The 14,059-nt window shown below is 45.8% G+C and carries 11 protein-coding genes; 6 read left to right on the forward strand and 5 right to left on the reverse strand.

Annotated elements, in window-relative coordinates; genetic code table 11:
* Window positions 1–229 precede the first annotated feature (229 nt).
* The 5 genes from L3V31_RS08085 to L3V31_RS08105 are packed head-to-tail and all read left to right on the forward strand — an operon-like array spanning window position 230 to window position 5,465.
* Complete coding sequence (locus L3V31_RS08085) at window positions 230–1,849, forward strand: ABC transporter substrate-binding protein (protein ID WP_237315576.1); 1,620 nt, start codon at window positions 230–232, stop codon at window positions 1,847–1,849.
* A complete protein-coding gene (locus tag L3V31_RS08090; protein ID WP_237315577.1) occupies window positions 1,849–2,811 on the forward strand; it encodes an ABC transporter permease subunit in 963 nt (320 codons plus the stop codon). Before L3V31_RS08085 ends, L3V31_RS08090 begins: the two co-directional genes overlap by 1 nt.
* Window positions 2,798–3,685, forward strand: a complete 888-nt coding sequence (locus L3V31_RS08095) for an ABC transporter permease subunit (protein WP_237315578.1) — start codon at window positions 2,798–2,800, stop codon at window positions 3,683–3,685. Before L3V31_RS08090 ends, L3V31_RS08095 begins: the two co-directional genes overlap by 14 nt.
* The gene (locus L3V31_RS08100; protein WP_237315579.1) at window positions 3,685–4,680 is read left to right on the forward strand and encodes an oligopeptide/dipeptide ABC transporter ATP-binding protein; all 996 of its coding nucleotides are present in this window, start codon (window positions 3,685–3,687) and stop codon (window positions 4,678–4,680) included. Before L3V31_RS08095 ends, L3V31_RS08100 begins: the two co-directional genes overlap by 1 nt.
* Entirely contained in the window at window positions 4,677–5,465 is a 789-nt protein-coding gene (locus L3V31_RS08105) for an ATP-binding cassette domain-containing protein (RefSeq protein WP_237315580.1), read from the forward strand. The genes L3V31_RS08100 and L3V31_RS08105 overlap by 4 nt, the downstream gene beginning before the upstream one ends.
* Before the next feature lie 66 nt (window positions 5,466–5,531).
* Here the strand turns inward: L3V31_RS08105 and L3V31_RS08110 are convergent, their stop codons facing one another.
* A complete protein-coding gene (locus L3V31_RS08110) occupies window positions 5,532–5,921 on the reverse strand; it encodes a DUF2750 domain-containing protein (RefSeq protein ID WP_014231512.1) in 390 nt (129 codons plus the stop codon).
* A gap of 75 nt (window positions 5,922–5,996) precedes the next feature.
* Window positions 5,997–6,902, reverse strand: coding sequence for a manganese-dependent inorganic pyrophosphatase (locus L3V31_RS08115; protein ID WP_237315581.1), 906 nt, complete (start codon window positions 6,900–6,902; stop codon window positions 5,997–5,999).
* Window positions 6,903–7,096: 194 nt separating this feature from the next.
* Here L3V31_RS08115 and L3V31_RS08120 point away from each other — a divergent pair, with 194 nt between their 5' ends.
* A complete protein-coding gene (locus tag L3V31_RS08120) occupies window positions 7,097–8,311 on the forward strand; it encodes a putative manganese transporter (RefSeq protein WP_237315582.1) in 1,215 nt (404 codons plus the stop codon).
* A gap of 58 nt (window positions 8,312–8,369) precedes the next feature.
* On the opposite strand, the gene L3V31_RS08125 is transcribed toward L3V31_RS08120, so the two are convergent.
* The 3 genes from L3V31_RS08125 to torC all read right to left on the reverse strand — a co-directional run bounded on the left by L3V31_RS08125 (window position 8,370) and on the right by torC (window position 14,011).
* Window positions 8,370–10,109 (reverse strand): alpha-galactosidase, encoded by a 1,740-nt coding sequence (locus L3V31_RS08125; protein WP_237315583.1) that lies wholly within the window; start codon window positions 10,107–10,109, stop codon window positions 8,370–8,372.
* Between the two features lie 229 nt (window positions 10,110–10,338).
* Entirely contained in the window at window positions 10,339–12,801 is a 2,463-nt protein-coding gene (torA, locus tag L3V31_RS08130) for a trimethylamine-N-oxide reductase TorA (protein WP_237315584.1), read from the reverse strand.
* Between the two features lie 25 nt (window positions 12,802–12,826).
* Window positions 12,827–14,011, reverse strand: coding sequence for a pentaheme c-type cytochrome TorC (gene torC / locus L3V31_RS08135; protein ID WP_237315585.1), 1,185 nt, complete (start codon window positions 14,009–14,011; stop codon window positions 12,827–12,829).
* Window positions 14,012–14,059 lie beyond the last annotated feature (48 nt).

Here is a 14,059-nt window from a genome sequence, read left to right on the forward strand (position 1 = left end):
TAGCTCAATGTTTGCTATCACAAACAGAAACGAGACCTAAACATGCGTAACAATTTAGGTCTACAGTGATAATTAGACTGCGTCTTTTTATCTAACACACTGCGAGCAAAAGATTTTGTATTTGGAGCGAGTTCACAAAGGTGTTAAATTAGCGGGATCATTTTCGCTTGTTAACTCTGGATAATTAACTTCAAATGAAACAAGCAAGATCCAATGAACATTTCATATTATGAATGCTTTTATAAGATTATCGCTGAGCCTTATCGGGATTAGCTTACTCACCGCCTGTGGCGATGAGATCGACCACAATGATATTCGCCAAACAGGATTTGTGTTTTGTGGGCAAGGTAAGCCAACAACATTTAACCCACAATTGGTTGATAGTGGTATTACTGCTGAAGCATTGAGCCCTCAGTTGTATGATACATTGCTTACGCTCGACCCGACATCCCATAAGCCGGTTGCTAATATTGCAGAGAGCTGGTCAGTGAATGCGGATGGAACTGAATACACGTTTAAGCTCAAACGTGGTGTTCAGTTTCATACAACATCTTGGTTTACTCCCAGTCGTGCGCTAAATTCGAAAGACGTAGAGTTTAGCTTCAAACGAATCATTGATGATAATCACCCTTTTCATTTAGTCGGGGGCGGTTTGTATCCATGGTTTGCCGGTTTGGACTTCAAGAACTTACTGCAAGATGTTATTGCCATCGACAATGACACTGTAATGTTTAAGCTTTCAAAACCAAACTTTTCTTTTCTGGCCAACATTGCCACCAGCCACGCAGTATTGCTATCGGCTGAGTATGGACAACAACTCGCCGCTAAAGATCATAAAGAGCAGATTGATCAATTTCCCATTGGTACAGGTCCATTCCAGCTAAAAGAGTTCCAGGTGAATGATTTAATTCGCTTAGAACGTCATACTAAATACTGGAACTCTCCTGCGAAAATGGAACAGGTGGTCTTTGATATTTCTCATCGTGGAACCGGTACGCTGGCAAAATTACTAAGGAATGAATGCGATGTATTGTCGTCGCCAATTTCGAGCCAAATTCCAGTCATACAGGAAAATGAAAATCTAGCGTTGAAAGCAACACCAGCAAACAACGTTTCTTTCATCGCCATTAATACTGGTAATCCAGCCCTGACTGATCCTCGAGTTCGTCAAGCGCTTAACCTTGCGATTAATCGACAAAATATATTGGACTCCGTCTATTACGGAACAGGTACTCAAGCCTACACCTTACTCCCACCAAACTCATGGGCATATCAAAAGGACAGTGTCAAAATACGCTACGATAGAAATTACGCTCTCGCTCTTCTACGTGAGGCTGGCTATCAAGATAGTTTAGAACTTACCATGTGGGTTCCTTTAGAACCTCGCGCTTTCAACCCAAGCCCTCGAAAGACCGCGGAGCTAATCCAAGCTAACTTTGCTGATGTCGGTGTTAATCTGACGTTGTTGACTGATGATAGGTTTGAACGCGTCGATTTGGATAGCCTAGACAATCTTGATCTACTGCTCACGGGGTGGATTGGTGATACAGGTGATCCTGATAATTTCTTCCGTCCTTTATTGTCATGTGAGTCTGATCGGGTTGGCCTTAACGTTTCAATGTGGTGTAACGATGATTTCGACTTCTTACTGGATTTGGCTATAGAGACACAAGAGCCAAGATATCGTTTGAATCTATATCGTCAGGCGCAAAACATATTGAATGAGCAATTCCCCGTTATTCCACTAGCGCATGGTGTGCAGTTCCGTGTTCACGACAAATCGCTGACAGGCTTCAAATCAAGCCCTTTCAATGCACAACCATTTGATAGAGTTGAGAGAGTTCACTGATGTTTTTGTATACCATCCGACGCTTTAACCTATTTTTCATCACATTGATGATTCTTACTTTAGTGGGCTTCTCTCTGCTGCGTCTCGACCCGCTGTCGCACTGGGCACAAGTTGAATTTTGGTCGGGTTGGCAAAATTATCTTGTTAACCTGTCACAACTTGATTTCGGCTACACTAAAAGTGGCAATGCCATTTATGATGAGTTAGCCATCGTGTTTCCGGCAACGTTAGAGCTGTGCTTTTTTGCCTTTCTTGTTGCGCTTTTAATTGGGATCCCATTAGGAACCCTGGCGGGTATGAAACAGGGAAAATGGTTGGATACCAGTATTTCGTTTTTAGCCATGTCTGGGTATTCTGCGCCAATCTTTTGGGTGGCACTGCTACTTATCATGGTATTTTCACTTGAATATCAATTTTTCCCAGTAGCTGGCCGCTATGATCTGCTGTATGAAATCAACCACATCACTGGCTTTGCCACTGTAGATGCCTTTATGGCAAAAGGCGAGTACCGTGCTCATGCGTTACAAAGTGTCATTGAGCACATGATACTGCCTTGTTTGGTGCTAGCCCTCGCACCAACTACCCAAGTCATCGGTTTAATGCGCTCGTCGGTTGCCGATGTGATGAGCCAAAATTACATTCGAGCCGCTAGAATTAAAGGTCTTTCCAACAGAGAGATCATCACTCAACACGTACTGCGCAACGCGATTCCACCTATCGTCCCGAAAGTCGGCGTTCAGCTATCAAGTATGATCACCCTTGCGATCATTACCGAGTCAGTTTTCAACTGGCCAGGTATTGGCCGTTGGCTATTAGATGCGCTAGCCAACCAAGACTATGCCTCTATCCAAGCTGGCGTTATGGTGCTTGCAACACTGGTTCTGACCGCCAATATCCTCTCGGATTTGATTGGGGCCATGATTAACCCTCTGGTGAGAAAGGAATGGTATGCTAACAAATAACGTTTATCAGGAAGAACACATTCCCACTCAGTTCGAACGATTCTGGCGCAGTTACCGCGCTAACGGGTTGGCAATGTTTGGCTTATGGTGCCTAGCCTTCATTGTATTAATCACCCTATTTGCTCAATTAATCGTACCTTTTGATCCTCAGGCTCAATCCGGTGAGCTACTCGTGCCACCTTCTTGGTCACCGTCAGGGACCGTTGAATACTTCTTGGGGACGGATGATTTGGGACGCGATATTCTTTCACGTCTTATCATGGGGTCTCAACTGACGTTTGGAGCAGCGGTTGGTATTACCGTTACGGCAGCTATCATCGGTTGTCTGATTGGCGTATTGGCTGGTATGACGAAAGGTCTGCTTTCCAGTACCTTGAACCACCTGCTCGACACGGTGATGTCCATTCCTTCGCTGCTCTTAGCGATCATTTTTGTGGCATTCCTGGGGTTCGGGGAATTCAATATCTTGCTGGCCATTTGTTTGGCGCTCATTCCGCGTTTTATTCGCTCGGTGTACATCGCAGTGCATACTGAGGTAGAAAAAGACTACATCATGGCGGCACGTCTGGATGGCGCAAATGATTTCTACCTCCTTTGGAGCTCGATACTGCCGAACGTTCTTACCGTTATCGCCGCAGAGTTTACTCTGGCGCTTTCTACTGCGATTTTAGATATTACTGCATTGGGCTTCCTGGGATTGGGAGCACAAGCACCAAGTACTGAGTGGGGGGCCATTTTGGGCGATTCAGTTGAACTTATTTACATCGCACCGTGGACAGTAACCTTACCAGGCCTCACTATCATGTTTACTGTTATTACCCTAAACTTAGTAGGTGAAGGGGTACGCCGATCGCTTAATGCGGGGATCGAATAATGCCGTTATTAGACATTCGTCATTTGACCATTGAAATTGAAACACCTCAAGGAATGGTACGAGCTGTAGACAGAATGAGCCTAACGTTAAATGAAGGTGAAATTCGCGGCTTAGTGGGTGAATCTGGCTCAGGAAAAAGTCTTGTTGCAAAAGCCATTGTCGGCGTCAACAAAGATACTTGGCGAATCACCGCAGACCGAATGCGCTTAGGAAATATCGATCTCTTGCAACTAACCCCAAAAGAGCGGCGTAAAGTTATCGCTCGGGATATTGCGATGATTTTTCAGGAGCCTTCGACCTGTTTGGATCCTTCAGAGGAAGTAGGCCGACAACTCATTGAATCGATTCCATCTCGTTCATTTGATGGTAAATGGTGGGAGCGATTCAAATGGCGCAAAAAACAAGCCATTGCCCTACTGCATAAAGTTGGGATCAAAGATCACAAACGGATAATGAGCAGCTACCCTTACGAGCTGACGGACGGTGAATGTCAAAAAGTCATGATTGCCATGGCGATTGCAACTAAGCCTAAGCTGTTGATTGCAGACGAACCGACTAATGACCTTGACCCAATCACTCAGTCGCAGATCTTACGTCTGTTGAGCCGGATGAATCAGCTCAATAACACAACGATTTTGCTTATTGGTCACGATCTAACCACTATCACACAATGGGCAAACCGCATTACCGTGATGTACTGTGGTCAGTCTGTTGAGTCTGCTGATACACGTAAGATAATCGCAGCACCGAAGCACCCTTATACAGATGCTCTGCTAAAGGCGATGCCAGACTTCAATGATTGGGTTCCACACAAGCAGAAACTGCAGTCTCTGCCTGGTTCAATTCCACCTTTACAGCATTTGCCAATTGGTTGCCGATTAGGTCCTCGTTGCCCTTATGCGCAAAAGCAATGTGTTGAAATTCCGCATACCCGACGAATCAAAAATCATAAGTTTAACTGTCACTTTCCATTGAACACGGAGAAAAAGTCATGAGTGCGTTACTTGAAGTCGATAATTTATCGAAGCAGTTTGTCACGCGCTCAAGTTTTTTTAAACGTCAGACGAATGTCGCGGTAAAACCTGTCAGCTTCACCCTTGAGCCAGGGCAAACTATCGGCTTTATTGGGCAGAATGGTTCAGGGAAGTCGACACTGGCTCGCATGCTTGCCGGTGTCGTTGCGCCAAGTTCTGGCGAAATCCGTGTAAATGGTGAACGTTTGGAACATAAAGATTATGCGACGCGCTGCAAGCTGATTCGTATGATTTTTCAGGATCCGAATACATCGCTAAACCCACGAATTCAAATTGGTCGCATACTGGAAGGCCCATTAAAACGAAATACCAACATGCCACCGGATGCGCGAATGAAACGCGTTAAAGAGACGCTTCGTCGAGTTGGCTTGCTACCTGAACATGCCTACTTTTATCCGCAGATGCTGGCCGCTGGACAAAAACAGCGTGTCTGTCTGGCTCGGGCCTTGATACTTCAGCCGTCAATTATCGTAGCAGATGAAGCGTTAAACGGTCTCGATATGGCCATGCGCTCGCAGATTCTTAACTTGTTCTTGGAGCTGCAAGAAGAGATGGGGCTTTCTTTCGTTTATGTATCTCAGCATATCGGTATCGTCAAGCACATCACAGATAAAGTTATGGTCATGCATGAAGGTGAAGTAGTTGAATGTGGTGATACCCAACAGGTTCTTACCCACCCTGAGCATGCGATTACGCAGCGATTGGTTGAAAGTCACTTCTACAAAGCGCCCAACCACTCAATGTAATGAATAAGCCTGCATTATTTGCAGGCTTTATTAATTCTGGTGCTGGAAAATCATCTTTGGATTTAACTATCGTCGACCAGCGAGTTTGCGAAGTTCGAAATCAAACTCATCCGGAAACAGAACAACACCCTCTTCGTTCTGATTTGGAAACACCACTACCGAAAGCTCGTCATCTTCTAGTCCCACTGTCCAGCGACTGTGCCACTTGTTAAGTGAGATGGCTTCTGGCTCGCAGTTTTCCCATTCACCTGTCGCCCATTGCTGAGCAAATTCTTCGTTCGGCCATACAGGTACGCAATCGTCATCTTCTGTATTAAGCATTACGCAACCATGTTCATCTTTTAGAATCCACACCTTACGATTCGCGACGATCTCTTTGACGCAGTACTTCAATCGTTGCTCTTCATTGTAACGATTGATCGTATCCATTTGCTCTTGGGTCAATGCCTCGGACATGTTGCTCTCCTGTTTCCCATAGAAAAATGCCCACCTATTGGCGGGCATTTCAATTATAAACTGGTAATGTGAAAATTACGCTAACTCAGTTTGAAGCCAAGGCCAGCCTTGCTTCTTACGGCTTAGGGTATTTTCCATCATTAGCATGCCGTTGTCCTCATGCTTAACTAGCTTCTCTGCCCACTCACCTTTGTATAGAAGACGAGTTTGAGCGGTAGTGATGTCTGTTAGCATCACAGCCGCAAATGCTAGATTATCGTTTGCACAACGAGCTTCTAGATCCGCTTCAAGCGCTTCGATCATACCGTCAACTTGCTCTAGAGTAGCAAGCTCAACCTGACCAACAACAACATCACGACCATTGAATGGGTAACCTTTCAGGTCTTTTTCAACTAGCTCAGCCGCAGAAAGACCTTCGATGTTTGTTTTCGCGATCAGAAGATCTTTGATGAATGCGTCAACGTCTTGTACGTCTGCGATTTCAGCTAGCTCAGCAACGGCATCTTTATCTTTTTGAGTGCACGTTGGAGAAGCGAAACCTACTGTATCAGACAGAATAGCTGACATCATTAGCTTAGCGATTTGTGGAGTGATCGCGTGACCTTCAATCTTGAACATGTTGAATAGAACTGTGTTAGTACAACCAACAGGCCAGATCCACGCTTCCATCGGGTTCACTGTCATCACATCACCTAAACGGTGGTGGTCAACGATACCCGCGATTTCAGCTTCAGCGATGTCGTCTGGTGCTTGAGCGAGATCGGAGTAATCTACTAGCCAAACTGTCTCACCCGCAACTGAAGTGCGTAGTTCTGGAACTTCTGCACCAGCTACTTCAAGGATGTGCTGAGTTTCACGGTTGATTTCGCCCTGACGAATTGGCATTGCTTCAACACCACGCGCCTTAAGAAGTTCAGTTGCAACGAGTGCACTACAAATACTATCACTGTCTGGGTTCTTATGACCTACAACTAGAATCATGTTTCTTCCTATTCAAGTCAATTTGATACGCTTCCGGATAATGGCATCTTATGCCTTGGAAGCTGTTTGCTCACAAAGGCCCGTACTTTACCTGATTTGACGGGCTTTGACACGAAGAAAAGTGCATAACTCTATTGCGAATAAATCTCATTATCATATAATGATAATCATTCCTATTTTCATTTGAATTCAAAATGAACGCGACGAGATTTTTGCATTCCGCCCAGCACTTGCTTCGGCCAACTCAATTCCGCTTAGCGTATAAACGCCTGCTCATTCCTGTCTCTATGCTCGCGTTGTTGATTAATAAACACACTCGTGATGTCGCGGTGACGACACTGTCCGACTCCTTTTGGGCGGTATCGTGTTATGTCTGTGCAACTCTGGTGATTTATCATTATCTATCCCACTTTCTATCGAAGCCTAATCGCATTACTGAGCTCTACTGTCACTCTAAAACTCATCAGGTATTCTTCGCGGCCCTTCTTGGAGCCCTACCCGGATGTGGCGGTGCAATTGTTGTTACCACGCAGTTTATTAGCGGCCGAGTGGGTTTTGGTGCCATCGTCGCGGTACTGACTTCAACAATGGGGGACGCGGCTTTTTTACTACTTGCGGCTAAACCCACGGTTGGGCTGAGCGTGGTGGTTACAGGTATCGTAGTCGGAACGATTTCTGGGTTGGTTGTAAATTCTTTTCATAAAGAAGACTTTTTGCGCCCCGTCCGTAAAATCAATCCAAATGAACTATCTGATCCGCAAAGCCAAAGCGAGCGCTATAGCGAACAGGAACAGAAGGCGATCAATTTACAAGGCACATTCTGGAAATGGCTGATATTACCGACCAGTATTATCGCACTAATGATGTCTTTCCAGATGGATATCAATCAGTTGATGAACGTATCATCAAATACCATTGAATGGGTTGGAGCGATTTTCGCGGTGATGACGATGTCGCTTTGGGCAATGACAAAAGAGCTAGGCTGTTATCAATCAACAGTATCCGAAGATGAAAAAATCATCGACTCCCACCCAATTCAAAAAGCAGCGCAAGACACTAACTTCATCAGTGCATGGGTAATTATTGCCTTCATCGCTTTTGAGTTTACGACTTACTTTTCTGGGCTGGATGTAGCCGCCTCTCTCTCAAATTGGGGGATCTGGATGCCATTGGCTGGACTGGCAATGGGGATGCTCCCAGGGTGTGGACCTCAGATTTTAGTGACAAGCTTGTACCTGTCTGGTGCTGCACCTTTTTCAGCACAAATAGCTAACGCAATTTCAAACGACGGTGATGCACTTTTCCCTGCGATTGCAATGGCACCTAAAGCAGCATTTGTCGCCACTATTTACTCATCTATTCCTGCATTTTTTGTTGGTTACGGTTATTACTTTTTATTTGAGCTTTAAACCATTCAGAATGGAAAAAGCCTCATTTGAGGCTCTTTTCTACGCTCAATTCATCACACTATACTGTGACGATCGCTTTTGCATTCAAGCCCTGATCTAAGTTGACTAAAAACATCTGACAAGCGTCTTGGTTAAGCTTTTCTCCGGTCCAGAAGTTATACCAATCTACGGGCTTATCCGAAGTTAGCGTAAACTCTGTTGCATCCTGATTGGAGTAGTTAAACAAGCAATGCAGATCATTCTTATTGGTGAGCTTCAAAAATGCGTGATTTAAACTCAAAGACGAAAAGATTGCAGATTCTTGGCTGCGACGTTGGCGCAACATAAGTTTCGACAACGTTTTGCTCGCGAATGGGGTAATCTCTGGCAGAGGATCACCCGAAAGTAACAAACCGCCACAAGCCAGAAGTGCAGTACGATGAAATTCGTAGTCCTCTCGCGAAGCTGTTTGATTTGGTAATGAGGTAAACGTGGCGCAGTCTGGGTCAATTTGCCACAGTTTTCGGTGCTGCCAACTGCGGTAAAATGTTTCTTTCGCGATCTGTTCGAAGCGATGACTATGGCGTTCAACATCATCGGAAACACGCATCGCATCCACCAGCCCAAGTGAAGGCCACATTGGTGCGTTACAACCCAACAACCAAGCGTCACCCGCCCCTCTCGCTATCGCCTCCATGCCCATTCGGTACGCTTCTACTCCTGTCACTCCAGACTGACTGCGTTTTCCTTTGAGGGTTCCCCAATAGTTTGCATCCAACTTAAACAGTTCGACGCCCCACTCTTCGCGCATTACAGAAACCACATGGGTAAGGTGATCTTGTACTTCTGGAAGAGAAGTATCGAGAATATACCAAGGTGTACAGCGCCAGCCTCCGTAGGTGACATCCTCTGCTTTCATCAAACTACCATCATGATGGCGAACAAACCAATCAGGATGTTGTTTGAAAACTTCCGACTCTGGTTGAGCAATAAAGGGCGCCATCCAAATGGCTGGTTTTTTGCCCTTGTAACGAATGTTCTGAATCAACTCTTTTACACCTCCAGAAAACTTATCTGAAGGCGTCAGCCAGTCACCCATAAACGCCTGATATCCATCATCAACTAGCACCCACTCCAGATCCACCAGCTTATCGCGCATACAGTCGACGTTTTGCAAAATGTTCTTTTCCGTCACTTCAGCATAATAAGCGTACCAAGAGCACCAGCCTATAGGCGCGCGCTGTGTGACACCGTCACGCACCGGATGATTATCTTTAATCATATTGCTGTACTCTTGGTAGAGTGCTGACAACGACGTTTCTCTCAGTACGGTAACAGACTCCAAAGCGTTACTTTCCCAGTCTGTCACTTTTGTGTGTTCACCATCGATAGCCGCCACCAGAACCCACTGCTCTTCATGCAATCGCACATCAAAATAACCGGCGAATCGACGGCAACTGGTAAATCCAAATAACGTATATCCATCAGAGTCTTCAACCACTAAGTAGTTGTAGTAACGCTTAGGTGCATCTTGAGGATAGATCCGATAACTCGGACTGTTATCAGGACAACGACCAACATCGATTGGCTGGCTGATAGTCCCTGATGTTTGTGCCAACATCTGAAAACCGTCTCCGATCACACGAGCACCATGTTCATATAAAAATGGGACTTCAAAAAGGACTTCGCGATCAGTAAAGGTTTTCTGGTGAATACCAGCAAAAGAAAAGTGTACTTGATTGCCGATGACATCGGCTTGCAGGTCGTTATCAACGACGGTGATTTCTATGCGGTTAGCGAACTGAAAGGTTTGAGTCATATTATATCTACTTAGTTATTATTATCTTTATACCCAAGAGACTTGGTTCAATATGAACCGTTTAGGTACTGTCACCATTATCCTACGGTTTAGAAGCGTAAATCGTTAGTTCCCTCACGAATACATCTTAGCTATTAGTGAAACATAATTATTGAGATAACGCTCCCCAAAATTCAGCTAAAAAATACCAGCCCGGAGGCTGGTATCATGTTTCGTTCTTATGCTCTTGTTAAGCAACTTCGATTGGCCCACCGAATGATGTGACCGGCGGCACTGTACCTGTGAATTTCTCAAAATCGACGATACACGTGTTCGCAGAAGTAGCCTGCGCAAGTTCAGACGAACCGATGTCTTGCGTTAGCGTGTTAGGGTCACCGTAAGTACAGATAGCGCCTTCTTTCTCGTTCAGAGGGCCATACCAAGCGCCCTCTTCGATACGAACAACGCCACGCGGGTAACTATCCATCAGAACTGCGCCCGCTAAAAGCTGACCACGGCCGTTAAATACACGTACCAAGTCACCATCTTTAATGCCTTTTGCTTTTGCATCAAACGGGTTGATGTAAACAGGCTCACGACCTTGTACTGCGTAAGTGGCGCGGAACTCTTCAGATTCACACATTTGAGAGTGCAGACGCTTGTCTGGGTGACAAGACTGCAACCAGAATGGATATTTATCTGAACCCGGGCCACCGTGTGAACGTTCTGATTTTTCGAACCACATTGGGTGCTCTTGGCAATGTTCGTACCCGTAGCGACCAATCTTACGCGAAGTAATCTCGATGAAGCCAGATGGCGTACCTAGCGGGTTCAGCTCCGGGTCTTTACGGAAATCAGCATGACGAACCCAAGGCTTACCCTCACCGAAGTCCAGTACACTCTTCTCCCAGAATTCATTGAATTCTGGCATTTCAAATTTACCTTCGTTGGCTTTCTTACAATCGTTATACAGGCTTTCGATCCATTCCATCTCACTCATACCACGAGTGTATTCTTCACGACGACCAAAGCGTTGTGTCAGTTCACTCATGATCTGGAAGTCTGGCTTAGATTGAAACAGCGGATCCACCAAGCGGTGCATGGCGACCAAACCACGGCTAGAGTATGAACCGTAAACGTCGATATCGTTACGCTCCCACTGCGTACAAGCAGGTAATACGATATCAGAGAAGCGACAAGTTGCCGTCCAGGCAAATTCAATAGTCACAACCGTTTGTAGCTTCTTGAACGCTTTCTTCATGCGGTTGCGGTCTTGGTGATGGTGCCATGGGTTACAACCTGAAATCACCATCATTTTGAAATCTGGCAGCTTCACTTTACCGCCGTTGTAATTGATCTCTTTACCTGGTTCCAGAATAGCATCAATCCAACGCGCAACCGGGATAGTGCGACTGTAGCCGTTGAAATCATTGTTATCCCACTTCGGCTTCATACCTTGGTCAAGGTTACGCGGGAAGCCACCAGGACCAGCAAAACCTGTCGACGGAACACCGATACTTGAATAATGGTGACCATAAGAGATACCGCCGCCAGGCAGACCAATCTGACCTACCATCGCAGCAACAACCGCAGCCGCCCAATATGGTTGCTCGCCGTGTTCCTGACGCTGGATACACCAGCCCATCAAGATTTGTGTACGACCATTAACCAACATGCGGGCGAATTCACGAATCTTATCCGCCTTCACGCCACAGATTGATGCCGCCCACTCTGGTGTCTTTTCAGTCTTATCTTTGGTTTGCCCCTGAACGTATTGAATGAACTCTTCAAAGCCCAGACAGTAAGTCTCAATGAACTTCTTATCGTATAACTCTTCGTTGTACAGAACATGCGCAACAGCCAGCATGAACGCTACGTCTGTCATCGGGTTGATGTACAGGTGGTCATTCTCTAGGTAGCGCTGAGTCTTGTTCTTAACGGGGTCAACAGACAGAACGTTGATCTCACCTTTCGCGACTTTCTCTTTTAACTGTTCAAGGTACTTGAAAGATTCGTGCGTTTCACAGTTCCAGCCTACCTGAAGGTTTTTCACTGGATCGTTCGCCCAAAGAACGATGTTGTCTGAATTCTCTAGGATTTCAGACCAAGACGTACCTTGTGCATAGACCTCTGTCGAACCAAGTACGTAAGGCATGATCGTTTGACCAGCGCCCGTCGAGTAGTCGCCGACCTTTGTGATGAAGTTACCGTGCATACCTACCGCACGTTGCATGTGTGCTGTACAGTTGTTGAACGCACCTGTTTGGTTCCAGCCAGTTTGACCCGCGTGTAATGCCCAAGGACCGTATTCTTTTTGTACACGCTCTAACTCACGGTAGAACAGATCCAGCGCTTCGTCCCACGTTACACGGATAAAACGGTTGTTACCGCGAGTATCTGCGCTGTACTTGTGCTTCTTCAGCCAATCCAGACGAACCATTGGGTAACGAACACGAGAAGGGCTGTAAATGATACCCTTAATGCCGTTAAGCATCTCTGTCGGGTTCTTATCAAGCTCTAATGGTTTGATCTCCTGAACCTTACCCGCGTATATGTGAGCGCGGAATGCCCCCCAGTGTGAGCCCGTCACTTTCCAGGTACCTGTCGATTCTGCGGCTTTTGCTGAAGCTGACGCTAATAAGCTTGGACCGATAACTGACGCGGCACTTGTGGTTGCTACGCCTTTAAGAAAACTTCTTCGTGTAATAGCCATTTAAAATTCTCCAATTCGACGCTTATTAGTGGTGGCCTTCAGCATAATCTGAAGAGTGCTTCTGTAGATATTTCAAGATAAGCGCTTCGCTGTCCGTATCTAGGTTGACGAACGCTAACATACCGTCGAACATACCTGGCCAGGTGTTCGCGTCGAAGTGCGCTTCAGCAGGTTGCGTGTGACAGACAGAACAGTTGGTTTTGTACGCTTCACGAGATTTTTCCCATATAGGGTTGATATCGTTCAACGCCGACTCTTTCTTCAACCAAGCTTTGGCTGTCACTTTTTCCCATGGAAGACCCGTGAGTTCATCAACGCGCTTCTCACCTGTCGTCACCATGTTGCTGTCAGTAGACGCTTCTTTTAGTAGAGATGCTGTCGCAATGTTCTTACCGAAATCTTCTTGAATTACACGACCAAAGCCTTTCGCTTTACGCCAGCCATCGATTTCAATTTCAACAAAGTCGCCTTTTTCTTCGATAACTTTTACTGTCGATGCCGGGTTTAGAAGACCGGCTTCTTTAGTGCCTTGCTCGTCAAAGTAAAGCGGAAGATGACGAATGCTGACTAGCTGCTGACCTACAGCGTAATCCGTGTTTGATGTCATTTGTTCCAGATCGCCCACAATACCGCCAATGCTATCCATACCAGCAGGTAAGTTGTGCGCAATGCCTTTGTGGCAGTCTACACAGCTTTGATCTTTCTCTGCGGCTTGTTTCATTTGAATACGCGCTGTCGGAGACATCTGCTCGAAGTCCATCGAGTCGTAGTTATGGCAATTTTTACATTCGAGAGATTTGTTCGCAGAAAAACGATCCCATTCATGTTTGGCTAACTCAATACGGCGCTCTTCAAATACCCCTTCTTCATCGTAGTTACCAAATACTTGTGCAAACACTTCTTTAGAAGCCTGCATCTTACGAGCGATTTTATCCGTCCAGTTATGTGGAACGTGACAGTCAGGACAAGTCGCACGCACACCAGAGTGGTTTTTCCAGTGAACCGTGTCTTGCAGTTCGACATAAACATTGTCGCGCATGGTGTGACAACTGATACAGAACTCTTCCGTGTTGGTTGCTTCTAATGCTGTATTGAAGCCGCCCCAGAAAATAACGCCTGCGATAAAGCCACCCATAGTTAGCACACCAAGGCTGATATGCACGGCTGGGCGCGTCATCGTACGCCACAGTTTAATGATTAGTGATTTCATTATTTGCTCTCTTAAAATCTTTTCAAAAGTGTGGTTATGAGCTCAACG

Source organism: Vibrio sp. J1-1, assembly GCF_021728395.1.
Classification (GTDB): Bacteria; Pseudomonadota; Gammaproteobacteria; order Enterobacterales; family Vibrionaceae; genus Vibrio.